Here is a 24,424-nt window from a genome sequence, read left to right as displayed (position 1 = left end):
CAGTGTTACGGCGGCCATGGCGAGAGGGAAACGCCCGGATCCATTCCGAACCCGGAAGCTAAGCCTCTCAGCGCCGATGGTACTGCCCCGGAGACGGGGTGGGAGAGTAGGACGCCGCCGGACAACCATTCAGGAAGGGCCCCGCACCACCCGGTGCGGGGCCCTTCCGGCATTTCGTCAGAACGGCAACGGACGGCCGATCAGCGCCGACGGATCTCCTTCGTCGTCGCGCCGACGTTGTCCGCCAGCCAGGCGTTGAGAGCCACCAGGTCCCGCCAGGCGGTGCGGACCTGCTCGAGGGCCTCACGCCCGTGCAGCCACTCGGCGAAATCGAAGAGCCGGCCGGCGTGCAGGGACCGGTGCCGCAGCAGGTCCGCGCGGGCGTCGTCGCCCAGGTCGTAGCCCCTGGGCACCCGGGTGAGCCGGTCGCCGTCGACGGACCAGCCAGCGGCGGCCAGGCGACCCACCTCGTCCCGGAGCCGCGGGCCCTGGACGTCGTCCGCGACGGCGCGGCGGTAGCGCTCGACCTGGTCGGACTCCAGCCGCCAGGCGCCGCCGGCCACCCGCAGGCCCTCGGCGGAGATCTCGACGTACCAGGCACCCGCGCCGCGGCCCTCCGGGTTGGCGACGGCGCCCTGGTGCGTCTTGTACGGCGTCTTGTCGTTGCCGAAGCGGACGTCCCGGTAGGGGCGGAAGAGCTTCGCCGGGCCGAACTCGGCGGCCAGCTCGTCGACGAGGGCCTGCATGGGCGCCTTGACACAGGCGTCGTACACGGCGCGGTGCCGCGTCCAGTAGGTCTTGGAGTTGTCCGCCTCCAGGCCCTCGTAGAACACCAGGCCCTCGTCGGGGAAGCCCTGGAACGTCATGCGTCTCCTCCCAGGAGGGTGTGCCAGCGGACCTCGCGCAGCGGGACCCCGGCGGCGTCGAGGGTGCGCGCCCGGCCGTCCCGGTCCCACCCGGCCGACTCGAGGAAGCCGGCCGTGACCCGGTCGGCCTCGGGCACCCAGGCGGTCAGCCGCGCCGCACCGGTGCCGGCGGCCAGGTCGGCCACCGCGGCGAGCAGCCGGCTCCCGTGCCCACGCCGTCCCCACCGCGGCTCCACCAGGAGGACCGCGAGCTCGGTCGTCGGACCGGCCGGGTGCGGCTGCTCGCCGTCGGACAGTTCGGCGGGACCGAACGCGGCGAACCCGACCACCCGGCCGTCGTCGAGGGCGACCAGCACCCCGTGCGCCGCGGTGGGCGGGGCGGTGATCGCCGCGCGCCAGGCCGCCTCGGCGGCCGCGGCGTCCCAGCCCTCGAGCGCGGCAGGGGGCAGGACGTCGGCGTAGGCGGTGCGCCAGGTGTCGCCCTGCACGCGCGCCACCTCGGCGGCGTCCGCGGCGACGGCGGGGCGCACGGACACGTCCGCGGTGCCGGTCAGGCGCGGGAAGGCCGGGCGGGGGTCCACGCCGGGCAGCCTAGGTCGGGGGAGCGCGGCGGCGGACCGTCACCGGTGCACGGCAGGATCGGCGGCGTGCCCGCCTCCGTCGCCGACCGGCTGCCCGCCGCCCTCGCCCGGCGCATCGCGCTGGCCGCGCAGGGCTTCGCCGACCCGCGTCCCACCGGGGTGGTCGACAGCCGGCAGTTGCGGCGGATGGTCGACCGGCTCGGCGTCGTGCAGATCGACTCGGTCAACGTGCTGTCCCGGTCGCACTACCTGCCGGCGTTCAGCCGGCTGGGCGCCTACCGCCGGGCGGTCCTCGACGACTTCACCGCCCGCCGGCACGAGCTGTTCGAGTTCTGGGCGCACGAGGCGTCCTTCCTCCCGGTCCGGCTGCACCCCTACCTGCGCTGGCGCATGGCCGCCGCCGAGGAGCACGCCTGGGGCTCGATGGTGCGCATCCAGCGCGAGCGGCCCGGCTACGTGGCCGAGGTGCTCGACCGGGTGCGGGAGGGCGGTCCCACCAAGGCCAGCGACCTCGACGAGCCCCGCCCGGACCGGCCCGGGCAGATGTGGAACTGGCACGCCGGCAAGGTCGCCCTCGAGTGGCTCTTCTACACCGGCGTGCTCACGGCGCGGGCGCGCACGACGTCGTTCGAGCGGGTCTACGACCTCACCGAGCGGGTCCTGCCCGCCGCCGTCCTGCAGACGCCGACGCCGGACCCCGCCGACGCCGTCCGCGAGCTGGTGCGCAACGCCGCCCGCGCGCTCGGTGTGGCCACCGAGCGGGACCTGCGCGACTACTTCCGGCTGAAGTCGGCGCAGGCGCGGCAGGCGATCGCCGAGCTCGCCGACGCGGGGGAGCTGCTGCCGGTCGAGGTGGCCGGGTGGGGCGCGCCCGCCTGGCTGGACCCGGCCGCCCGCCGGCCGCGGTGGATCCGCGCCCGCGCGCTGCTGTCGCCGTTCGACTCGCTGGTGTGGGAGCGGCCGCGGGTCGAGCGCATCTTCGGCTTCCGCTACCGGCTGGAGATCTACACGCCCGCCGCGCAGCGGGTGCACGGCTACTACGTCCTGCCGTTCCTGCTCGGGGACCGCCTGGTGGCGCGGGTCGACCTCAAGGCCGACCGCCGGGCCGGCGTCCTGCGGGCGCAGGCCACCCACGCCGAGGACGGCGTCGACCGCGCGGAGGTCGCCGCCGCGCTGGCGGAGGAGCTGCGGCTGATGGCGGACTGGCTGGAGCTCGACGACGTCGCCGTGGCCGACCGCGGGGACCTCGCGGCCGACCTCACCTCCGCGCTGCCCGCCCCGCGCACCGTGGTCGCCTAGGCTCGACGCCCGTGGTGAGCAACGGACCGGTGGACACGCAGTACGAGGACCTCCTGCGGCGGATCCTCGAGACCGGCACGCCGAAGTCCGACCGCACCGGGACCGGCACGGTCAGCACCTTCGGCGAGCGGCTGCGCTACGACCTGTCGACGGCGTTCCCGCTCGTCACGACGAAGAAGGTGCACTTCCGGTCGGTGGCGGTCGAGCTGCTGTGGTTCCTGCGCGGCGACGGCAACGTCCGCTGGCTGCAGGAGCACGGCGTCACCATCTGGGACGAGTGGGCCGACGCGAACGGCGACCTCGGTCCGGTCTACGGCGTCCAGTGGCGCTCCTGGCCCACCCCCGACGGCGGCACGGTCGACCAGATCCAGGGCGTCCTCGACACGCTCCGCAAGGACCCCGACTCCCGGCGCATGGTCGTGTCGGCGTGGAACGTCGCCGCGCTGCCGGAGATGGCGCTGGCCCCCTGCCACGCGCTGTTCCAGTTCGCCGTCCACGACGGCCGGCTGTCCTGCCAGCTCTACCAGCGCAGCGCCGACATGTTCCTCGGCGTCCCGTTCAACATCGCCAGCTACGCGCTGCTGACCCGCATGGTCGCCGCGCAGGTCGGGCTGGAGCCGGGCGAGTTCATCTGGGTCGGCGGCGACTGCCACGTCTACAGCAACCACGTCGAGCAGGTCCGCGAGCAGCTCTCCCGCGAGGCACGGCCGTTCCCGACGCTGGAGATCGCCCCGGCGCCGTCGCTGTTCGAGCACACCTTCGAGTCGTTCACCCTGCACGGCTACGACCCGCACCCGGCCATCCGCGCCGCCGTGGCCGTGTGACCGTGCGCAGGACTCGGCGCCGATGGGCATAGCCTGCATCTGGGCGCAGGCCCACGGCCGGGTCATCGGCGCCGGTGGCACCCTGCCCTGGCACCTGCCCGAGGACCTGCGGCTGTTCAAGCGCCTGACCGGCGGCGGCACCGTCGTCATGGGGCGGCGCACCTGGGAGTCGTTGCCCGCGCGCAACCGGCCGCTGCCGGGCCGGGTCAACGTCGTCCTCACCACCGACCCGGACTGGACCGCCGACGGCGCGCGGCGGGCCGGCTCGGTCGCCGGCGTGCTGGCCGCGCACCCGGACTGCTGGGTGATCGGCGGCGCGGCCGTCTACGCGGCGTTCCTCCCGCACGCGCACCGGCTGGTCGTCACGGACGTCGACCTGGCCGTCGACGGCGACACCCGCGCCCCCGTCCTCGACGACGGCTGGCGGCGCGTGTCCCGCACGCCGGAGGAGGGGTGGGCCACCTCGGCGACGGGCCTGCGGTACGCCGTCTCCGAGTTCCGCCGGGACGCTGCCGGGACCGGGACGCCCGCGGCCGGTCGGTAGATTCCTCCGCATGACCACCGACCCCGCCCGGCCGTTCGGACGCGTCGTCACGGCGATGGTCACCCCGCTCGCGGAGGACGGCTCGATCGACCTCGCCGGGGCCCAGGAGCTGGCCGCGCACCTGGTCGACCGGCAGGCCCACGACGGCCTCGTCGTCCTCGGCACCACCGGGGAGGCTCCCACGCTCAGCGACGGCGAGCAGCACGCCGTCCTCGAGGCGGTCATCGACGCGGTGGGCGACCGCGCCTCCGTGGTCGCGGGCGTGGGCACCAACGACACCGCGCACACCATCGAGAACGCGCGCCGGGCCGAGCGGCTGGGGGCGGACGGCCTGCTCGTCGTCACCCCGTACTACAACAAGCCGCCGCAGGCCGGGCTGCTGCGCCACTTCACCGCGGTCGCCGACTCCACCGACCTGCCGGTGATGCTCTACGACATCCCGCCCCGCTCGGTCGTGCCGATCGAGGTGGAGACGCTGGTCCGCGCCGCCGAGCACCCGCGCATCGTCGCGGTGAAGGACGCCAAGGGCGACTTCGGCGCGCTCGCCTGGACGCTGGCCCGCACCGACCTCGCCTACTACTGCGGCGAGGACATGGTCAACCTGCCGATGCTGGCCCTCGGCGCCGTCGGCGTGGTGAGCGTGGTCGGCCACCTGGCCGGCCCCCGGCTCGCCGAGCTCATCGCCGCGGTCGAGTCCGGCGACCTGGCCAAGGCGCGCGAGGTCAACGAGACCCTGCTGCCGCTGTACACCGGCATCTTCCGCACCCAGGGCGTCATCATGGTGAAGGCGGCGCTGCGCGAGCTGGGGCTGCCCGCCGGCCCCGTGCGCCCCCCGCTCGTCGACGCCACGCCCGAGCAGATCGCGCAGCTGCGCGCCGACCTCGCCGACGGAGGCATCCCCCTGTGAGCCCTGTGAGCGCCACCCCGTGACCGTGAGCACCGCCGGCACCGCCGGTCAGCCGCACCTGGACCTCAAGACGCCGCCCCCGCTGCCCGCCGGCGGCCTGCGGGTCATCGCGCTGGGCGGGCTCGGCGAGATCGGCCGCAACATGGCCGTGGTCGAGTTCGACGGGAAGCTGCTGGTCATCGACTGCGGGGTGCTCTTCCCCGAGGCCGAGCAGCCCGGCGTCGACCTGATCCTCCCCGACTTCGGGGTCATCGAGCACCGCCTCGACGACGTCGTCGCCGTCGTCCTCACCCACGGGCACGAGGACCACATCGGCGCGATCCCCTACCTGCTGCGGCTGCGCGGGGACATCCCGCTGGTCGGCTCGCGGTTCACCCTCGCCCTGGTGGCGGCCAAGCTGCGCGAGCACCGGCTGGTGCCGACGCTGGTCGAGGTCGCGGCGGGCGACGACCACGTCGCCGGGCCGTTCCACTGCGAGTTCATCGCGGTCAACCACTCGATCCCCGACGCGCTGGCCGTCGCCGTGCACACGCCCGCGGGCGTGCTGGTGCACACCGGCGACTTCAAGATGGACCAGCTCCCGCTCGACGGCGTCCTCACCGACCTCGGCGCCTTCGCCCGGCTGGGCCTCGAGGGCATCGACCTGCTGCTGGCCGACTCCACCAACGCCGAGATCCCCGGGTTCGTCACCTCCGAGCGGTCGATCGGGCCGGTGCTCGAGGACGTCTTCCGCCGCGCCACCCAGCGGCTGATCGTCTCCAGCTTCGCCAGCCACGTGCACCGCATCCAGCAGGTGCTCGACGCCGCCGAGATGCACGGCCGCAAGGTCGCCCTGGTCGGCCGCTCGATGGTCCGCAACATGGGCGTCGCCCGGGACCTCGGCCTGCTGCGGGTCGCGCCGGGGCTGATGGTGAGCCTGGACGAGGCGACGAGCATGCCGCCGGAGCAGGTGGTGCTCATCAGCACCGGCTCGCAGGGCGAGCCGCTGTCCGCGCTCGGGCGCATGGCCCGCGGCGAGCACCACCAGGTCACCATCGAGGCCGGCGACACCATCGTGCTCGCCTCCTCGCTGGTGCCCGGCAACGAGACCGCCGTCTACAAGGTCATCAACGGGCTGGCCCGGCTCGGCGCCACCGTCGTGCACAAGGAGACCGCCCGCGTGCACGTCTCCGGGCACGCCCCCGCCGGCGAGCTGCGGACGCTGCTCAACGTCGCCAAGCCGCGCTACCTCATGCCGGTGCACGGGGAGTGGCGGCACCTGCGGGCGCACGCCGCGCTGGCCGAGGAGACCGGCATGACCACCGACCGGGTCATCCTCGCCGAGGACGGCGTGGTGGTGGACCTGGTCGACGGCAAGGCCTCGATCACCGGGTCGGTGCCGGTGGGCAACGTCTACGTCGACGGGCTCAACGTGGGCGACGTCGGCGAGGAGTCGCTGCAGGAGCGGCGCATCCTCGGCGACGAGGGCTTCGTGGCGCTCACCGTGGTGATCGAGCCCTCGACGGGCACGATCGTCCGGCCGGTGCACCTGTCCACCCGCGGCTTCTCCGACGACCCGAGTGCCTTCGACGAGGTGCTGCACCTGGTCGAGGACAACCTCAAGCGGGACCTCGCCGACGGTCAGCGCGACGCCCACCGGCTGTCGCAGACGATCCGCCGGACGGTCGGCAAGTGGGTGTCCGACACCCACCGCCGCCGCCCGATGATCATCCCGACCGTCCTCGAGGTGTGATCCCGGCGGTCTGAACGGGGCGGCGGCCGCGGCCGTACCCCCTCGTGAGCGGCGCCCGGCTGGCGGGCGCCGCGGACCGAGGGGACTGCCATGCGACCCACGACCCTGCGCGCCGGCACCGCGGCCGGCGCGTCGGCGTTCGCCCTGCTGCTGCTCACCGCGACCCCGGCCGCGGCCGGCGGCCCGGGCTCCTCCGGCGGGAGCGGCGGCCCGGGCTCCTCCGGCGGGAGCGGCGTCACGACCACCGCCGACGGGAGCCCCGGCTCCCTGCGCGCCGCGGTGCAGGCGGCCAACGCCGCCGGCTCGGGCACGATCGTGCTGTCCGACCGCACGTACCGCCTCGCGCTGTCCGGCCAGGACGACACCGCGGCCGCCGGCGACCTCGACGTCACCGGCCGGCTCGTCGTCGAGGGGCGCGGTGCCACCGTCGACGCAGCCGGCCTGGACCGGGTGTTCGACGTCCGGCCCGGCGGCTCGCTGACGCTGCGGGGCACCACCGTCACCGGCGGCGTGGCCCCCGGCGCGCCGGGCGCCTCCGGCGGCGCCTCCGGCGGCGGCGTCCTCAACGCCGGGACCCTCGTCCTCGACCGCAGCACCGTCACCGGCAACACCGCCGCCCGCGCCGGCGGCGGCATCGAGGCGGTCGCCGGGTCGGCGACGACCGTCACCCGCTCGACGCTGTCGCACAACACCACGGGCGCGGGCCCGGGCAACGGCGGCGGTCTGCACCTGACCGGCGCCGGCACCGTGCACGTCGACCGCAGCACGGTCACCGGCAACACCGCCGCGGCGGAGGGCGGCGGGTTGTGGAACTCCGCGGCCGGGACCATGACGGTCGAGCGCAGCACCGTCACCGGCAACCGCGCCGCCGGCCCAGCGGCCGACAACGGCGGCGGCGGGCTGTTCAACGACGGCGGGTCGCTGACGGTCGACCGCACCGAGGTCCGCGGCAACGTCGCCGACGGCGCCTCGGGCTCCGGTGGCGGGCTGCTCAACGACAGCGGCACGCTGACCGTCACCCGCTCGGTGGTCGCGGGCAACAGCGCGCGTCGGGCCGGCGGCGGCGTCGAGGCCGACACCGGTACCACGACACTGGAGCGGACCGAGCTCACCGGCAACACCACGGGCGCGAGCCCGGGCAACGGCGGCGGCCTGCACCTGACCGGCCCCGGCACCGTCCGCGTGGACCGCGGCACGGTCACCGGCAACACCGCCGCGACCGAGGGCGGGGGGCTGTGGAACTCCGCGGCCGGGACCATGACCGTCACCCACACGACCATCCGCGCCAACACCGCGCCCACCGGCCCGGACGTGTTCCAGGACGGCGCCGGCACCGGCTTCACCGTCGACGGGCGCACCGTCCCCGGCGAGGCCTGATCCGGGGAGGGGGCGTCGGGCACGGGGGTCGGCGCCCCCTCTCCCTCAGAAGTCGGAGCGGACCACCACGTCGCCGTCGGCGTCGACCACCTCGAAGCCGACGGCGTCGGCGCGCAGCACCGAGGAGTTGAGGTTGCAGCGCAGCTCGACTCCGCCGACGCCGAGGAACTCCCCTGCGGGCACCTCGCGCCCGGCGTCGTCGGTGACCGCGACGCGGTAGACCTCGCCGTCCTCGAACCCGGTACCGGTCAGCTTCACCTCCACGCCCCAGGTGTGCGGCACCAGGTCCGCGCGCGCCTGCACGCCGGGAGCCACGGCCTGGACCGCGACCGGCTCGAGCGGGGGCGGGTCGGGCACCGGCCGCACCAGCCAGCCGACGGCGCCACCGGCCGCGGCCACCCCGGCCACCGCCGTGGCCGCCAGCACCCGTCGGCGCGTCCCCGCCCGCCGCAGCGGGAGCACCCGCCGCCGTTCCTCCTCGGCGATCCGGCCGAGCACGCGGGCGCCGAGGTCCGGCGGGGGAGTGGGGGTGGCGTCGAGCGCGTCGGGGTCGACGCGGGCCAGCCGCGCGGCCAGCGGCGCGATCTCGGCGAGCTCGGCGCGGCAGCCGGGACATCCGTCGAGGTGGGCGCGCACGCGGTCGCGCTCGGCCGGCCCGAGGGCACCCAGCGCGTAGGCGCCGAGCAGCTCGCGCAGCTCCCGGTGCTCGTCCCCGCGCGGACCGCTCACGGCTCGACCCCCATCTCGTCGAGGGCCAGGCGCAAGGCCTTGAGCCCGTAGAACACCCGGCTGCGGACGGTCCCGACCGGCACGCCGAGCTCAGCGGCCACCTCTGCGTGCGGCCGGCCGCGCAGGTGCGTCTGCACGATCGCCGTCCGGTGCTCCTCGCTGATCCGGCGCAGCGCCTCCTCGACCACCCAGGCGTCCACCAGCGCCTCGTCGGCGGCAGCCACGGGCGGCGCGTCGGACGCCGCGTCGTCGGTCAGCTGCCGCTGCCACGGCCGGACGGCGAACCGGCGGGCCTCGTCGACCACCGCGTTGCGGGCGATGGCGAACAGCCACGTGCGCAGGCTCGCCAGCTGCGGGTCGAACGAGCCGGAGGCGCGCCAGGCGCGGAGGAACACCTCCTGGACGACGTCCTGCGCCGCGCCGCCGTCGCCGAGCTGGCGCAGCGCGAAGCGGTAGAGCTCGGCGCCGTGGGCGGCGTAGGCCGCCCGCACGTCCAGCGGTGCCGCCGGTGCCCGCCTGGCCATCCGCGCCTCCTCCCGGGTCCCCCGTCCCGAGGACGTACGCACGCCGGGCCGCGGCGGTTCACCGGACGACGGTCACCGGCGCGATCCCCTCCTCCGGCAGCGTGAAGCCCCAGACCTGCGCGTAGAAGGACAGCTCCCCGTCGAGGGCGGCGCGGATGTTCTCCGCACGCCGGAAGCCGTGCTGCTCGCCGTCGAACAGCAGGTAGGCGTGCGGCACGCCCTTCTCCCGCAGCGCCGCGACCATCACCTCGGCCTGCTCCGGCGGGACGACGCGGTCCTCGGCGCCCTGGAACACCGCCAGCGGGGTGTCCAGCGCGTCGACCTGCGTGATGGGTGAGCGCTCGGCGTACACGTCGGCGCCCTCGGGCCACGGCGCGACCAGCCCGTCGAGGTAGCGGGACTCGAACTTGTGGGTGTCCGAGGCCAGGGCGCCCAGGTCGGCCACGCCGAAGTGGCTGGCGCCGGCGGTGAAGACGCCCGGCCGCAGGGTGAGCGCGGCCAGCGTCGTGTAGCCGCCGGCCGAGCCGCCGCGGATGGCCATGCGGGCGGGGTCCACCCGGCCGGCGTCGGCGAGGTGCTGCGCGCAGGCGACGACGTCGTCGAGGTCGACGACGCCCCACCGGCCCTGCAGCGCGTCGCGGTAGCGGCGGCCGTAGCCGGTGGAGCCGCGGTAGTCGACGTGCGCGACGCAGAAGCCGCGCGAGGTGAAGTACTGGATCTCCAGGTCCAGCACGCGCGGGTGGGCCGACGTCGGGCCGCCGTGCACCATCACGATCAGCGGCGGCAGGTCCCCCTCGGGCGCGCGGGCCTCCGGGTTCGCCGGCGGGTAGACCGCGGCGTGCGCCTCGGCGATGCCGGTGCCGCGCTCCTCGGTCGGGAAGGTCAGGTGCTCCGGCGCGGAGGACCACGCCGGGTCCAGCCCGAGGTCGCGCGCCGGGCGCAGGACCTCGCTGCGCCCGGAGAGGTCCGCGCGCAGCACGACCGGCTCGCTCGCCGGGCTGCCGGCCACGCAGACGACGCCGTCGCCGAGCGCGGTGAGGTACCGCAGGGCGGTCCACCCGGGCAGCGGCACCTCCCGCGTGGTCCCGTCGGCCTCGACGACGACCAGCCGGTCCCCGCCCTCGCCGCCGGCCGCGGCGACCACCCGGCCGCCGGGCAGCAGGACGAACCGGCGGGCGCCGAAGACCCACTGCGGCCCGGCGATCTCGGTGCCGGTGTCGAGGACCAGCTCCGCCCCGCCGCCCGGCCGCCACCGCCACAGCGACCACACGTCGGTCCGGTCGCAGCAGAACCACAGGGTGCCGTCGTCGGCCCAGGTGGGCTGCACCGCCGACTCGCCCGGGCCGCCCGCGACCACGGTCTCGGTGCCGTCGGCGGCGCGGACGACCAGCTGCGCGGCGTCCCAGGGCATGTCCGGGTGGTCCCACTGCAGCCAGGCCAGCTGCCCGCCCGGGCCGGGCCGGGGGTCGGAGACGAAGTCCGGCCCGCTGACCAGCACCTCGGCGGTGCCGTCCGGCGCCAGCCGCACCACCTCGTCGACGACGTCGGCCGCGGCGCCGGAGGCGGCGTGCGTCTCGCGGACGGCGAGCAGCGCGCCACCGGCGTCCGGGGTCAGGTCGGCGTACCGCACCCCGGCCGGCAGGTCCGGCTCGGGCGTGACGGCGACCGGGCCGTCGTCGCCGGGGGACAGCCGGTACAGCCGCTGGTCGTCGAAGTGGGTGAACCACAGCGTGCCGCCCGCGACCGTCCACGCCGCCCCGCCGTACTCGTGCACCCGGGTGCGGGCGTTCCAGGGGGAGGGGAGGGCGTCGGTCGTGGTGCCGTCGGCCGAGCGCCGGACCAGCGCCGACCGGCCGCCCTCGCCGGGGCGTGACTCGGACCACCAGACGTCGTCGCCGTCGACGGCGACCTCGCCGAGGCGCGCCGCCGCGCGGACGACGAGTGCCGAGGTGATCGGGGTCGGCCAGCTGCCGTACGGCACGGGGGAGGAGGTCGGCATGCAGCGACCGTAGGCCGGGGACACGAGCACGCGCCTTCCTGGGAGGACGCCGGCCGGCGGCTACCGTCGACACATGCCTGCCCGCACCACGCCCTCGCGCCGGCCGGCCGGCTCGGCCCCGAAGGGCCGGTCCGGGTCGACGGCCTCCGGCAAGCGGCCGGCCTCGCGCACGCCCGCCCGCAACGGCAACCGCAAGCCGCCCGCCCGCAGACCCGCCCCCAAGCAGGGGCCGGGCGCGGCGGCGGGCGCGTTCCGGGCGGCCGCGGGTGCCTGGTCCCTGCTCGCCCGCGGCGCCGGTGGGCTGGCCCGCTCGATCGCCCGCCCGGAGGAGGCCGAGCCGCTGGCCCCCGAGCACCGCCGCGACGGGGCCGGCCTCGCCGTCCTCGGGCTCGCCGTCGTCCTCGGCGCCGCCGCGTGGTTCGACGGCATCGGCCCCGTGGGCGCCGGCCTCGCCGACGGCGTCCGCTGGATCGTCGGCTCCCTGCTCGTGGTGCTGCCGGCGCTGCTGTTCCTCGTCGCGCTGCGGCTGCTGCGCCGCGCCCCGCGTCCGGAGGCCCGCGGCCGGCTGGCCATCGGCTGGGTGTGCGCCACGCTCGCGGTGCTCGGCATCGCGTCCGTCGTCGGCACCCCCGCCGACCCGATGGCCGGCGAGCCCGGCTCGGGCGGCCTGGTCGGCTGGGCGGTCGGGACGCCGCTGACCGCGGGGCTCGGCGCCGTCGTCGCCGTCGTCCTGCTCTCCCTGCTCGCCGTCTTCGCGCTCCTGGTGCTCACCGGGACCCCCCTGCACCAGGTGCCCGAGCGGCTGCGCGAGCTCGTCGGCCGGGGCGGCGACGAGGAGTGGGACGAGGACGGCTACGACGAGGACTGGGCCGAGGAGGAGCCGGCCGAGCCGGTCAAGCCGCGCCGCTCCAAGCGCGCGGCGCTGGCCGAGGCGCTCGCCGAGGGCGACTCGCCCGACCTCACCACCACGGGCCCGATCGATCACGTGCCGACCGCGGACGTGCGGGAGGCCGTCCGGCACGAGCCCGCCCCCGAGCCGGCGCCCGCCCCGGGCCGGCGGCCCGCCGTCGTCGACCGGACGGCGCCGCCGGAGGAGCTCCCGCCGGTCGAGGAGCCCCAGCAGCTGGTCATCGAGCCGGTCGAGGGCGACTACGTGCTGCCCTCGATCAACTCGCTGCGCCCGGGCACGCCGCCGCGGGCCCGCTCCCAGGCCAACGACGCCGCCATCGAGGCGATCACCGGCGTCCTCGAGCAGTTCAACGTCGACGCCGCCGTCACCAGCTTCACCCGCGGCCCGACGGTCACCCGCTACGAGATCGAGCTCGGCCCCGCGGTCAAGGTCGAGAAGATCACCGCGCTGACCAAGAACCTCGCGTACGCGGTCGCCAATGACAACATCCGCATCCTCGCCCCGATCCCGGGCAAGTCCGCGGTCGGCGTCGAGGTGCCCAACACCGACCGCGAGACCGTCAGCCTCGGCGACGTCATGCGCTCGAACGTGGCCAAGCAGGACCCGCACCCGATGCTCGTGGGCCTGGGCAAGGACATCGAGGGCGGCTTCGTCTGCGCCAACCTCGCGAAGATGCCGCACCTGCTGGTCGCCGGCGCCACCGGCTCCGGCAAGTCCAGCTGCGTCAACTCGGTGCTGGTGTCGCTGCTGCTGCGGGCCACGCCCGACCAGCTGCGGATGATCCTGGTCGACCCGAAGATGGTCGAGCTCACGCCCTACGACGGCATCCCGCACCTGATCACGCCGATCATCACCGACCCGAAGAAGGCGGCCACCGCGCTGGCCTGGCTGGTCGAGGAGATGGAGCAGCGCTACCAGGACATGCGGGCGTCCGGCGTCCGGCACATCGACGACTTCAACCGCAAGGTCGAGCGCGGCGAGATCGTGGCGCCGCCCGGCAGCGAGCGGGTCTACCGGCCCTACCCCTACATCCTCGCGATCGTCGACGAGCTCGCCGACCTCATGATGGTCGCCCCGCGCGACGTCGAGGAGTCGATCGTCCGCATCACCCAGAAGGCGCGCGCGGCCGGCATCCACCTCCTGCTCGCCACCCAGCGGCCCTCCGTCGACGTCGTCACCGGCCTCATCAAGGCCAATGTGCCCTCGCGGCTGGCGTTCTCCACCTCCAGCCTCACCGACAGCCGGGTCATCCTCGACCAGCCCGGCGCGGAGAAGCTGATCGGCATGGGCGACGCCCTGTTCCTGCCGATCGGCGCCGGCAAGCCGATCCGCGTGCAGGGCGCCTACGTGTCCGACGCCGAGATCGAGGCGGTCGTCGAGTTCACCAAGCGCCAGGCCGAGCCGGAGTACCGCGAGGAGGTCTTCAGCGCCGCGCAGGGCGAGAAGAAGGAGATCGACGAGGACATCGGCGGGGACCTGGACCTCCTGTGCCAGGCGGTCGACCTCGTCGTCACGAGCCAGTTCGGCTCGACGTCGATGCTGCAGCGCAAGCTGCGGGTCGGCTTCGCCAAGGCCGGCCGGCTCATGGACCTCATGGAGACCCGGGGCGTCGTCGGCCCGTCCGAGGGCTCCAAGGCCCGCGACGTGCTGGTCAAGCCCGACGAGCTGGAGTCGGTCCTGTTCACGCTGCGTGGCGGGACCCTGCCCACCGAGGCGTGAGCGCCGCGGCCGAGGCGGCGTGCGGCGCCCCTCCAGCAGGGGCCCGCGGCGTCCCCGTGAGCCGTGGGGGCCAGGAGGGTCCTTCGACTACGATGGGCCGGTGACAGCTCCGCCCAGCCCTGCCCGCACGGTGGCGGTGGTGACCCTCGGCTGCGCCCGCAACGAGGTCGACTCGGAGGAGCTGGCCGGCCGCCTGGCCGCCGACGGCTACCGACTGGTCGAGGACCCCGAGGGCGCCGACGCCGTCCTGGTCAACACCTGCGGGTTCATCGAGTCGGCGAAGAAGGACTCGGTCGACGCCGTCCTCGCGGCCACCGACAGCGGCGCCGAGGTGGTCGCCGTCGGGTGCATGGCCGAGCGCTACGGCTCCGAGCTGGCCGAGGCGCTGCCCGAGGCCACCGTCCTCGGCTTCGACGACTACGCCGCGATCGGCGACCGGCTCGACGACGTCCTCGCCGGCCGGCCGCTGGTCCCGCACTCGCCGCGCGACCGCCGCACGCTCCTGCCGATCAGCCCGGTCACCCGCACCGCCGCGGCCGCCTCCGCGGAGGCCCCGGCCATCCCCGGCCACGGCTGGGTGCAGCGCCGCCGGCTGGCCTCCGGCCCCTCCGCCGCGCTCAAGCTCGCCTCCGGCTGCGACCGGCGGTGCGCCTTCTGCGCCATCCCGACCTTCCGCGGCTCGTTCGTCTCCCGGCCCCCGGCCGAGGTCCTCGGCGAGGCCCGCTGGCTGGCCGAGCAGGGCGTGACCGAGCTGGTGCTGGTCAGCGAGAATTCCACCTCCTACGGCAAGGACCTCGGCGACCTGCGCTCGCTGGAGCGGCTGCTGCCGCAGCTGGCCGCGGTCGAGGGGATCGCCCGGGTGCGGGTGGCCTACCTGCAGCCGGCCGAGCTGCGCCCGGGCCTGCTCGAGGTCATCGCCGCGACCGACGGCGTCGCGCCCTACTTCGACCTGTCGTTCCAGCACTCCTCGCCCGGCCTGCTGCGCCGGATGCGCCGGTTCGGCGGCACCGACGACTTCCTCGCCCTGATCGAGCGCGCCCGGTCGCTGGCGCCCACGGCCGGGTTCCGCACCAACGTCATCCTCGGCTTCCCGGGGGAGACCGAGGACGACGTCGCCGAGCTCGAGCGCTTCCTCACCGAGGGCCGCCTCGACGCCGTCGGGGTCTTCGGCTACTCCGACGAGGAGGGCACCGAGGCGATCGGCCTGCCGGGCAAGCTCGGCCGCGCCGAGATCGACGCCCGCGTCCGGCGGATCACCGACCTGGTCGAGGAGCTCACCGCCCAGCGCGCCGAGGACCGCGTCGGCGAGCGCGTCGAGGTGCTGCTCACCGAGGACCTGTCCGCGGAGGAGGGGCCGGGCGTCTGGGCCGGCCACGCCGCGCACCAGGACCCCGACGCCGACGGCACGACCACGGTGACCCGCGTCCCCGCCGACGCCCGGCCCGGGCAGCTGCTCACGGCCGAGGTGGTCGGCACCGAGGGCGTCGACCTGGTCGCGGCCGCCCTCGAGCCCGCCGCCCTCCCGGCCGGGCGGTGACCGCGCGGTGAGCGCCGTCCTGCCGGACCCGGCGGCGACCCCGCCGCAGTCGGCCAGGCTGGTCAACCTGCCGAACGCGCTCACCGTCCTCCGGCTGGCCCTGGTGCCGGTGTTCGCCGTCCTGCTGCTGTCCGACGGCGGCATGGACGACGACCGCCGCGTGTGGGCGACGGTGTTCTTCGCGCTGGCGATCATCACCGACCGCTACGACGGGCTCATCGCGCGCCGAACCGGCCAGGTGACCGAGTTCGGCAAGCTCGCCGACCCGATCGCGGACAAGGCGCTCACCGGGACCGCGCTGGTCGGGCTGTCGGTGCTCGGGCTGCTGCCCTGGTGGGTGACGCTGACCATCCTCGTCCGCGAGGTCGGCGTGACCCTGCTGCGGTTCTGGGTCATCCGGCACGGCGTCATCGCCGCCAGCCGCGGCGGCAAGGCCAAGACCGTCGTCCAGGCCCTGGCCATCGGGCTGTACACCCTGCCGCTGACCGGAGCGCTGGCCAGCGCCCGCTGGTGGGTCATGGCGGCCGCGGTCGCGCTCACGCTGGTCACGGGCCTCGACTACGTCTACCGGGCGCTCACCCTGCGCCGCTCCAGTGCCCGGGCCGTGGGCGCCGCCGCCGCGCGGCGTGCCGCCGGGCCCACCGGCTCGGTCACCGACACCGCGGCGTAGTCGCCGGGAAGGCCGCGCCCGCCTGCGGTGTTACGCCATGAGCGGACGCGTCCGCGCCGGCTCGGTCCCGGGTGGGCGGGCCGCGTACCGTGGGCGCACGGCACCCGGGGGTGCCGCCGCTCTTCCCTCTGCCAGACAGGAGACGGCCATGACGCTGCTGCGCACCCAGCTCGGGCGGACCCTGCGCGGTCACCGGCTGCAGCAGCGGCGCACGCTGCGTGACGTCTCCGGTGCCGCCCGGGTGAGCCTGGGCTACCTCTCCGAGGTGGAGCGCGGGCAGAAGGAGGCCTCCTCCGAGCTGCTCGCCTCCATCTGCGACGCCCTCGACGTCGAGCTCGCCGACCTGCTCGCCGAGGTCAGCTCCGGCCTGCGGGGTGCCGACACCCGCGTCCGCCCGCTGGCGCCCACCGGCACCGCCCCCGCCGGGGAGGCCGCGGACGAGCCGGCCGCCGCGTCGGCGCCCGCCGCCGAGGCCGCGCCCGCTGCCGAGCCCGCGCTCGCGCTGGTCGGCGCCGGGGCGCCGGCCCGCGCCGGGCTGCGGGCCGTCTCGCTCGCCGCGTAGCCGCCCACGGCGGGGGTGAGCCGCCCCGCCGTGGTGCCGGGCGTCGCGCCGCCGGGCGTGGCAGGGTGACCACGGGGGGACCGCCCACCGCCGGGCGGTCGGCTGCTCCGGGCACAGACGGAGGTCGCCGTGCGGTACCTGTTCCGGCCACCGGGGACCGAGGGTGCCCGGCTGCTCTCCCTGCCCTGGCACCAGCCGCTGGAGGAGTGGGACCCGGACCTGCTGCTCGAGGTCCCGCAGCGCGGCATCTCCCGGCACGTCGTCCGCTTCGTCGCCGAGCAGGGGCAGGTCTTCGCCCTCAAGGAGATCGCCGAGCCGCTGGCGCGGCACGAGTACGCGCTGCTCGGCGAGTTCGAGGAGGAGGGCCTGCCGGCGGTCTCGGTGCTCGGCGTCTGCGTGGACCGGCCCGGCGGCCAGGACGCGATCCTGGTGACCCGGTACCTCGAGTACTCGATGTCCTACCGCTACCTGTTCTCGCGGCCCAGCGCCCGGCAGTCGGTGGACCAGCTCATGGACACCATGGTGGTGCTGCTCGTGCGGCTGCACCTGGCCGGCGTCTTCTGGGGTGACTGCTCGCTGTCCAACACCCTGTTCCGGCTGGACGCCGGGGCGCTGGCCGCGCACCTGGTCGACGCCGAGACCGCCGAGCGGCACCCGCAGCTGTCCCGCGGCCAGCGCCACTACGACCTCGACCTCGCGCGCGAGCGGGTCGGCGCGGAGCTGCTGGACCTGCAGTTCGGCGAGCTCCTGCCCGAGGGCGTGGACCCCATCGAGGTGGCCGAGAGCCTGCCCCTCCGCTACGAACGGCTGTGGGACGAGGTCACGCGCGAGGAGGTCTTCCACCCCGACGAGCAGCGCTACCGGGTGGCCGAGCGGCTGCGACGGCTCAACGACCTCGGGTTCGACGTCGGCGAGGTCGAGCTCGTCACCTCCGACGAGGGCGCCCGGCTCCGGGTCGAGACGCGGGTCTCCTCCCCGGGCCAGCACCGGCGGGAGCTGTTCCGGCTCACCGGCCTGGAGGTGCAGGAGAACCAGGCCCGCCGGCTGCTCAACGACCTGCGCTCCTACCGCGCCTACCTCGAGCAGAGGACGGGCCGGCCGGTGCCGCAGGCCGAGGCCAGCACCCGCTGGCTGACCGAGGTGTACCAGCCGGTCGTCGACGCGGTCCCGAAGGAGCTCGCCGGGCGCCTGGCGCCGGCCGAGGTGTTCCACGAGGTGCTCGAGCACCGGTGGTTCCTGTCCGAGCAGGCCGGCCGCGACGTCGGGGCGACGAAGGCCACGCGGTCCTACATCGACAACGTCCTCTCCCGGACCCCCGAGGAGATCACCACGCCGTCGGTCATCGCCCGCCGGACCTGAGGCGGACCCCGCCCCTCCCGCAGGTCACGGCCGGTTAACGGCCGGGTTGCGCGCTCCTGTGATCAGGGCCACGGTACGAGCACGCGGTGATCGTCGGTGCTCGCCGAAACGGAGGCGATGAGTCTTGTCCATCGCAGGAGGACGGATCCCGGAGACCGGAGCGGACCGGCCACCCCGGAGCCGGCGCAGACGGCGCCGTGCACTGGGCAGCGCGGCCACCGCCGCCGTGGTCGCGTCCACGCTGGCCGCCTGCGGTGGCGGCGGGGGAGACAGTGCGACCCCGACCCTGACCTGGTACATCAACCCCGACTCCGGCGGCCAGGCGACGATCGCCGAGCGCTGCTCCGAGGAGTCGAACGGGGCCTACCAGATCGAGGTGTCCCAGCTCCCCCGTGACTCGCCCGCCCAGCGCGAGCAGCTGGTCCGCCGGCTGGCGGCCGAGGACAGGTCGATCGACCTCATGAGCCTCGACGTCGTCTTCCCGCCGGAGTTCGCCCAGGCGGGCTTCCTGGCCCCCGTCCCGGAGGACGTCGCGCAGGAGGTCACCGAGGGCGTGTTCCAGGGTGCGGTGGACTCCGCCACGTGGGACGGCGAGCTCGTCGCGGTCCCCTTCTGGTCCAACACCCAGCTCCTCTGGTACCGGAAGTCGGTGGCCGAGGCCGCGGGTCTCGACATGACCCAGCCGGTGACCTGGGACCAGCTGATCGAGGCCGCGGAGGGCCAGGACAAGCTCCTCAGCGCCCAGGGGCGGCGGTCGGAGTCCCTGATGGTGTGGTTCAACGCGCTCCTGGAGTCCGCCGGTGGCCAGTACATCGTCGAGAGCGGGGACAGCCCCGAGAGCATCGAGTTCGGTCTCGCCACCCCCGAGGCCGACCGCGCCGCCGAGGTGATGGCCGCCGTCGCCAACTCCTCCGCGGTCGGCGCCGGCTTCACCACGTCCAACGAGGACACCAACGCGAGCGAGTTCGAGAGCGCCGACGCCGGCTTCATGGTCAACTGGCCGTTCGTCTACGCCCAGGCCCTCAGCAAGGTCGAGGCCGGGACGCTGGACCAGTCGGTGCCCGACGACTACGGCTGGGCGCTGTACCCCGCCGTCGACGAGGGCACGCCGAGCGCGCCGCCCCTCGGCGGGATCGACATCGCCGTGTCGGCGTTCAGCCGGTACCCCGACCTCGCCTACGAGGCGGTCACCTGCATCGTCCAGGACGAGAACCAGGCCGAGTACATGGTGACCAACGGCAACCCGGCGTCGTCGGTCGCGGTCTACGACGACCCCGAGGTGCAGGAGGCCTACCCGATGGCCGACACCATCCGCGAGTCCCTGGAGCTGGCGGCGTCCCGCCCGCTCACGGCCTACTACAGCGAGGTCCTGGGGTCCTTCCTCCGCGAGTTCCACCCGCCGGGCTCGGTCGACGACCAGACCGGTGAGCGCACGGAGACCCTCACCCAGGCCATCCTGTCAGGGGAGCAGCTGCTATGAGTCAGACGACGCTGCCGCCGGTCGAGAAGACCCAACCCGTCTCGGCGCCCCGCGGCACGATCAGCGACCGGTCCCGGGCCGAGCGCAAGCTCGGCTGGATCCTGGCCGGCCCGGCCTTCGTGGTCATGCTGCTGGTGACCGCGTACCCGATCATCCAGGCGGTCTACTACTCGCTGTTCAACTACCGGCTCACCGACCCCGAGAACCGGTCCTTCGACGGCCTCGGCAACTACTGGGTGATCCTCACCGACGGCGTGTGGTGGCAGTCCATCCTCGTCACCGTGATCATCACGGTGGTCACGGTGGCCGTCGAGCTGGTGCTCGGCTTCGCCCTGGCCCTGGTGATGGCCAAGGCCCTCTCGTCGATCCGCCCGGTGGTCCGGGCCGCCATCCTGATCCCCTACGCGGTGATCACGGTCGTGTCGGCCTACGCCTGGGCGTTCGCCTTCCGGATCAACACCGGCTTCGTCAACAGCTGGTTCGCCTGGCTCCCGGGCGTCAGCGACACCACCGACTGGTTCGGCGGCCAGGGCTCCTCGCTGTTCGTGATCTGCCTGGCCGAGATCTGGAAGACGACCCCGTTCATCTCGCTGCTGCTCCTGGCGGGCCTGGCCCAGGTCCCGGAGGTGCTGCAGGAGGCGGCCAAGGTCGACGGCGCCACCTGGTGGCAGCGGATGTGGCGGGTCACCATCCCCAACATGAAGGCCGCCATCATGGTGGCGCTGCTGTTCCGGACCCTGGACGCGTTCCGGATCTTCGACAGCATCTTCATCATGACCGCCGGCGCGAACAACACCGAGTCGGTCTCGTTCCTCGCCTACCGGCAGACGATCTCCCGGGTGGAGATCGGCCTCGGCTCGGCCGTCTCCGTGCTGCTCTTCCTGTCGGTGGTGCTCATCGCCTTCAGCTTCATCAAGGGATTCCGGGTCGACCTGGCCCAGGCACGAGGGGAGCGCTGATGTCGACCAAGGAGAAGACCTGGTGGTGGATCGGCGGCGCCCTGATCGTCGTCTACTGCCTGTTCCCGATCGCCTGGATCGTCTCGCTGTCGTTCAAGACGACGGCGGACCTCGCGAACAAGTCGTTCCTGCCGTCGGCCTGGACGTGGGAGAACTACTCGACGATCCTCACCGGCTCGGGGAGTGACCTGTTCCTGCCGGCGCTGCGCAACTCGTTCGGGATCTGCCTGATCGCGACGTTCATCTCGTGCCTCCTGTCGATGTTCGCCGCCTACGCGATCGCCCGGCTGGACTTCCCGGGCAAGCGGCTCATCCTCGGCACCGCGCTGGCCGTGGCGATCTTCCCGGTGATCTCGATCGTCACGCCGCTGTTCAACCTGTGGCGGCAGATCGGGCTGTACGACACCTGGCCCGGCCTGATCATCCCCTACCTGTCGCTGACCCTGCCGATCTCCATCTGGACCATGTCGGCGTTCTTCCGGGAGATCCCCTGGGAGATGGAGCAGGCGGCCCAGGTCGACGGCGCGACCACCTGGCAGGCGTTCCGCAAGGTGATCGTCCCGCTCGCCGCACCCGGGGTGTTCACCACGGCCATCATCGCCTTCTTCATCGCCTGGAACGACTTCGCGTACGGCATCTCGCTCACCTCGACGAACGCCGCCCGCCCCGTCCCGGCCGCGCTCGGCCTGTTCTCCGGCGCGACCCAGTTCCAGGACCCCACGGGCGCCATCGCCGCGGCGGCGGTGATCGTCACCATCCCCGTCGTCGTCCTGGTGCTCCTGTTCCAGCGGCGCATCGTCGCCGGTCTCACCAACGGTGCGGTCAAGGGCTGACCCGGCCGTGCCCCCCATCCCGCCGACCCATCGAGGGGACGAGATCTGATGGCCTCCATCGAGATGAAGAACATCGTCAAGCAGTACGGGGACGGCTATCCGGCCGTGAACGACGTCAGCCTGGACATCGCGGACGGCGAGTTCATGATCCTGGTCGGCCCGTCCGGCTGCGGGAAGTCGACGCTGCTGCGGATGATCGTCGGGCTCGAGGACATCACCAGCGGCGACATGCTCATCGGCGGCAAGCGCGTCAACGAGCTGGCGCCGCGCGAGCGCAACCTGTCGATGGTCTTCCAGAACTACGCGCTGTACCCGCACATGACGGTGTTCGAGAACATCGCCTTCCCGCTGCGGCTGTCCAAGACGCCCGACGACGAGGTGCGGCGCCGGGTGAACGAGGCCGCCGAGGTGCTCGAGCTGCGCGAGCACCTCGAGCGCAAGCCGGCCAACCTCTCCGGTGGTCAGCGGCAGCGCGTCGCGATGGGGCGGGCCATCGTGCGCCAGGCCGAGGCGTTCCTCTTCGACGAGCCGCTGTCCAACCTCGACGCCAAGCTGCGCGGCCAGATGCGCACCGAGATCAGCCGGCTGCAGCGCCGGCTGGGCATCACGACCGTCTACGTCACCCACGACCAGACCGAGGCGATGACCCTCGGCGACCGGGTCTGCGTCCTGCGCAAGGGCAAGATCCAGCAGGTCGCCTCGCCGCGGGAGCTCTACGAGCAGCCGGTCAACCTCTTCGTCGCGGGGTTCATCGGCTCCCCGCCGATGAACTTCCTCCCGGCGACGCTGCAGGGCAACGCGCTGCAGACGCCGTTCGGGTCGGTGGAGCTCGACGAGCGCCGCGTCGCCGCCGTGCGGGGCCGCGACCTGCTGCTGGTCGGCATCCGGCCGGAGTACTTCGAGGACGCCTCGCTGGTCGACGAGGCCAAGCGGCCGTACGGGTCGGTCTTCCGCGCCCGCGTCGACGTGACGGAGTGGCTCGGGGACTCGCAGTACGCCTACATCCCCTACGAGGCGCCGGAGGCGATCACCAGCCAGCTGCGCGACCTGTCCCGGGAGCTGGACTCCGAGGAGCTGCGCACCCAGGCGATCGTGTCGATCGACGCGACCAGCCGCATCCGCGAGGGCCGGGACGCGGAGTTCTGGCTCGACAGCCGGAAGATCCACGTCTTCGACCCGCAGACGGGTGAGAACCTGACCCGCGACGCCGAGGCCGGCGCCCGGCTCACCCAGCTCGCCGAGGAGGACAGGGTCGAGCAGGTGCAGGACGCGCAGGCCACCGGGCAGACCGTCGGCTCCAGTGTCATCTCCGGGACCACCGGGCCGTCCGGGACCTCCGGGTCGTCCGGGGCCCACCGGGCCGGCGCCTGAGGGAGGACCGGACCCTCCTCGTGGACCACCGCCGTCGCCCGTGGTGGCGGACGGCGGTGGTCTACGAGGTCTACCTGCGCAGCTTCGCGGACGGGACCGGGGACGGGCTGGGCGACGTGCCCGGCCTGCGCGGTCGGCTGCCGTACCTGGCCGACCTCGGCGTCGACGCCCTGTGGGTCACCCCCTGGTACCCCTCGCCCATGGCCGACGGCGGGTACGACGTCGCGGACTACCGTGACGTCGACCCGCGCTTCGGCACCCTGGCCGACGTCGACGCGCTGCTGGACGACGCGCACGCGCTCGGGCTGCGCGTGGTCGTCGACCTGGTCGCCAACCACACCTCGGCCGAGCACCCGTGGTTCCGGGCCGCCCTCGCCGGGGGACCGGCGGCGCCGGAGCGGGCGCGCTACTTCTTCCGGGACGGCCGCGCGGGCGGCACGGAGCCGCCCAACGACTGGATCAGCGCGTTCGGCGGGCCGGCGTGGACCCGGGTCCCCGACGGCCAGTGGTACCTGCACCTGTTCGCCCCCGAGCAGCCCGACCTGGACTGGACGTCGCCGGACGTGCAGGAGGAGTTCGACGGCATCGTGCGGTTTTGGCTCGACCGCGGGGTGGACGGGATCCGCGTCGACGCGGCGCCGGCGATGGCCAAGGTGCCCGGCCTGCCCGACGCCGGGCACGGCCCCGGCGCGGTCTTCGCCAGCACCGAGTGGGTGGACAACCCGCACTGGGACGTCGACGAGGTGCACGAGGTCTTCCGCCGCTGGCGGCGCATCGGCGACACCTACGACGGCGACCGGCTGTTCGTCTCCGAGGCCGTGGTCAACGGGCCCGAGCGGCTGGCCCGCTACGTGCGCCCGGACGAGTTGCACACCACCTTCAACTTCGACTACCTCAAGGCGCCCTGGGACGCCGCGGCCCTGCGCGCGGTGGTCGACGGCACCCTCGCGGCGCTCGCGCCGGTCGGCGCCCCCGCCACCTGGGTGCTGTCCAGCCACGACGAGACCCGGCACGTCACCCGCTTCGGCCGGGCACACAGCGGCGCCGCCGTCATGGGCTTCGACGCGGCCGGGCCCGCGGACCTCGCGCTGGGGCTGCGGCGGGCGCGCGCCGCGGCGCTGCTGACGCTCGCCCTCCCCGGCGGCGCGTACCTGTACCAGGGGGAGGAACTCGGCCTACCCGAGGTCGAGGACCTGCCCGCCGACGCGCTGCAGGACCCCACCTGGGAGCGATCCGGGCACACCGCGCGCGGCCGGGACGGCTGCCGGGTGCCCCTGCCGTGGTCGGGGGACCGGCCGCCCTTCGGCTTCGCGCCCGAGGGCGTCGCCCCGTGGCTGCCTCAGCCGGCGGCGTGGCGGGACCTCACCGTCGAGGCCCAGCGGGACGACCCGTCGTCCACGCTCACGCTGTACCGGGCGGCCCTGCGGCTGCGCCGCGAGCTCCTGGCCGAGGAGCCGCTGACCTGGCTGGACCTCGGCGCCGACGTCCTGGCCTTCGACCGCGGGTCGGCGCTGCGCTGCGTGGTCAACCTGTCCGCGGAGCCGGTCCCGCTGTCCGGGCTCGGGCGGGTGCTGCTCACCAGCGCCGGAGCCGGCGGCGACCTGCCGCCCGACACCGCCGCCTGGCTGGCGCCGGGGTAGGG

The 24,424-nt window shown here is 74.6% G+C and carries 21 protein-coding genes and 1 rRNA gene; 17 read left to right on the top strand and 5 right to left on the bottom strand.

Going from position 1 to position 24,424, the window contains the following annotated elements; genetic code table 11:
• The first annotated feature begins 6 nt into the window (after window positions 1-6).
• Window positions 7-123 (top strand): 5S ribosomal RNA (gene rrf, locus ACI8AK_RS21495).
• A 77-nt stretch (window positions 124-200) separates the two neighbouring features.
• Here rrf and ACI8AK_RS21490 read toward each other — a convergent pair.
• Complete coding sequence (locus tag ACI8AK_RS21490; RefSeq protein ID WP_456957935.1) at window positions 201-866, bottom strand: DUF2461 domain-containing protein; 666 nt, start codon at window positions 864-866, stop codon at window positions 201-203.
• Window positions 863-1,447 (bottom strand): GNAT family N-acetyltransferase, encoded by a 585-nt coding sequence (locus ACI8AK_RS21485; RefSeq protein ID WP_387994241.1) that lies wholly within the window; start codon window positions 1,445-1,447, stop codon window positions 863-865. The genes ACI8AK_RS21490 and ACI8AK_RS21485 overlap by 4 nt, the downstream gene beginning before the upstream one ends.
• Window positions 1,448-1,513: 66 nt before the next feature.
• On the opposite strand from ACI8AK_RS21485, the gene ACI8AK_RS21480 reads away from it, so the two are divergent.
• The 6 genes from ACI8AK_RS21480 (at window position 1,514) to ACI8AK_RS21455 (ending at window position 8,130) form a co-directional block, all read left to right on the top strand.
• Window positions 1,514-2,746, top strand: a complete 1,233-nt coding sequence (locus ACI8AK_RS21480; RefSeq protein WP_456957933.1) for a winged helix-turn-helix domain-containing protein — start codon at window positions 1,514-1,516, stop codon at window positions 2,744-2,746.
• A gap of 11 nt (window positions 2,747-2,757) precedes the next feature.
• A complete protein-coding gene (locus ACI8AK_RS21475; protein WP_456957932.1) occupies window positions 2,758-3,570 on the top strand; it encodes a thymidylate synthase in 813 nt (270 codons plus the stop codon).
• 22 nt (window positions 3,571-3,592) lie between these two features.
• Window positions 3,593-4,114 carry a dihydrofolate reductase gene (locus tag ACI8AK_RS21470; RefSeq protein ID WP_456957930.1) on the top strand — a complete coding sequence of 174 codons (522 nt, stop codon included), beginning with the start codon at window positions 3,593-3,595 and terminating at the stop codon, window positions 4,112-4,114.
• A 10-nt stretch (window positions 4,115-4,124) separates the two neighbouring features.
• Window positions 4,125-5,021: a 4-hydroxy-tetrahydrodipicolinate synthase gene (dapA, locus tag ACI8AK_RS21465; protein ID WP_387994250.1), complete on the top strand. Its 897-nt coding sequence runs from the start codon at window positions 4,125-4,127 to the stop codon at window positions 5,019-5,021.
• A 25-nt stretch (window positions 5,022-5,046) separates the two neighbouring features.
• Window positions 5,047-6,753, top strand: a complete 1,707-nt coding sequence (locus ACI8AK_RS21460; protein WP_387994253.1) for a ribonuclease J — start codon at window positions 5,047-5,049, stop codon at window positions 6,751-6,753.
• Between the two features lie 90 nt (window positions 6,754-6,843).
• A complete protein-coding gene (locus tag ACI8AK_RS21455; protein ID WP_456957928.1) occupies window positions 6,844-8,130 on the top strand; it encodes a right-handed parallel beta-helix repeat-containing protein in 1,287 nt (428 codons plus the stop codon).
• 45 nt (window positions 8,131-8,175) lie between these two features.
• On the opposite strand, the gene ACI8AK_RS21450 is transcribed toward ACI8AK_RS21455, so the two are convergent.
• Genes ACI8AK_RS21450 through ACI8AK_RS21440 form a run of 3 tightly spaced genes read right to left on the bottom strand, consistent with a single transcriptional unit; the run spans window position 8,176 to window position 11,382 of the window.
• Complete coding sequence (locus ACI8AK_RS21450) at window positions 8,176-8,859, bottom strand: zf-HC2 domain-containing protein (RefSeq protein ID WP_387994259.1); 684 nt, start codon at window positions 8,857-8,859, stop codon at window positions 8,176-8,178.
• Window positions 8,856-9,383 carry a sigma-70 family RNA polymerase sigma factor gene (locus ACI8AK_RS21445; protein WP_456904189.1) on the bottom strand — a complete coding sequence of 176 codons (528 nt, stop codon included), beginning with the start codon at window positions 9,381-9,383 and terminating at the stop codon, window positions 8,856-8,858. The genes ACI8AK_RS21450 and ACI8AK_RS21445 overlap by 4 nt, the downstream gene beginning before the upstream one ends.
• A gap of 58 nt (window positions 9,384-9,441) precedes the next feature.
• Window positions 9,442-11,382 (bottom strand): dipeptidyl-peptidase 5, encoded by a 1,941-nt coding sequence (locus ACI8AK_RS21440; RefSeq protein WP_456957926.1) that lies wholly within the window; start codon window positions 11,380-11,382, stop codon window positions 9,442-9,444.
• 73 nt (window positions 11,383-11,455) lie between these two features.
• Between ACI8AK_RS21440 and ACI8AK_RS21435 the strand changes: the two genes are divergently transcribed.
• The 10 genes from ACI8AK_RS21435 (at window position 11,456) to ACI8AK_RS21390 (ending at window position 24,422) form a co-directional block, all read left to right on the top strand.
• Window positions 11,456-14,011: a DNA translocase FtsK gene (locus ACI8AK_RS21435; RefSeq protein WP_456957924.1), complete on the top strand. Its 2,556-nt coding sequence runs from the start codon at window positions 11,456-11,458 to the stop codon at window positions 14,009-14,011.
• Between the two features lie 100 nt (window positions 14,012-14,111).
• On the top strand, window positions 14,112-15,548 hold the full coding sequence (gene rimO / locus ACI8AK_RS21430; RefSeq protein WP_456957922.1) for a 30S ribosomal protein S12 methylthiotransferase RimO: 1,437 nt from the start codon (window positions 14,112-14,114) through the stop codon (window positions 15,546-15,548).
• Between the two features lie 7 nt (window positions 15,549-15,555).
• Complete coding sequence (gene pgsA / locus ACI8AK_RS21425; protein WP_456957920.1) at window positions 15,556-16,218, top strand: CDP-diacylglycerol--glycerol-3-phosphate 3-phosphatidyltransferase; 663 nt, start codon at window positions 15,556-15,558, stop codon at window positions 16,216-16,218.
• 148 nt (window positions 16,219-16,366) lie between these two features.
• Window positions 16,367-16,780: a helix-turn-helix domain-containing protein gene (locus ACI8AK_RS21420; RefSeq protein WP_456904033.1), complete on the top strand. Its 414-nt coding sequence runs from the start codon at window positions 16,367-16,369 to the stop codon at window positions 16,778-16,780.
• 129 nt (window positions 16,781-16,909) lie between these two features.
• Complete coding sequence (locus tag ACI8AK_RS21415; protein WP_387993725.1) at window positions 16,910-18,139, top strand: DUF4032 domain-containing protein; 1,230 nt, start codon at window positions 16,910-16,912, stop codon at window positions 18,137-18,139.
• A 226-nt stretch (window positions 18,140-18,365) separates the two neighbouring features.
• Window positions 18,366-19,619, top strand: coding sequence for an extracellular solute-binding protein (locus ACI8AK_RS21410; protein ID WP_387993722.1), 1,254 nt, complete (start codon window positions 18,366-18,368; stop codon window positions 19,617-19,619).
• Window positions 19,616-20,578, top strand: coding sequence for a carbohydrate ABC transporter permease (locus tag ACI8AK_RS21405; RefSeq protein WP_387993719.1), 963 nt, complete (start codon window positions 19,616-19,618; stop codon window positions 20,576-20,578). Before ACI8AK_RS21410 ends, ACI8AK_RS21405 begins: the two co-directional genes overlap by 4 nt.
• Window positions 20,578-21,411: a carbohydrate ABC transporter permease gene (locus ACI8AK_RS21400; RefSeq protein ID WP_456957918.1), complete on the top strand. Its 834-nt coding sequence runs from the start codon at window positions 20,578-20,580 to the stop codon at window positions 21,409-21,411. The genes ACI8AK_RS21405 and ACI8AK_RS21400 overlap by 1 nt, the downstream gene beginning before the upstream one ends.
• 48 nt (window positions 21,412-21,459) lie before the next feature.
• Window positions 21,460-22,782 (top strand): ABC transporter ATP-binding protein, encoded by a 1,323-nt coding sequence (locus ACI8AK_RS21395; RefSeq protein WP_387993714.1) that lies wholly within the window; start codon window positions 21,460-21,462, stop codon window positions 22,780-22,782.
• A 20-nt stretch (window positions 22,783-22,802) separates the two neighbouring features.
• The gene (locus tag ACI8AK_RS21390) at window positions 22,803-24,422 is read left to right on the top strand and encodes a glycoside hydrolase family 13 protein (protein ID WP_456957916.1); all 1,620 of its coding nucleotides are present in this window, start codon (window positions 22,803-22,805) and stop codon (window positions 24,420-24,422) included.
• Window positions 24,423-24,424 lie beyond the last annotated feature (2 nt).

Source organism: Geodermatophilus sp. SYSU D00867 (assembly GCF_054050315.1).
The sequence above is the reverse complement of the archived record's forward strand: the minus strand, read 5'-3'. Positions and strand labels throughout refer to the sequence as shown.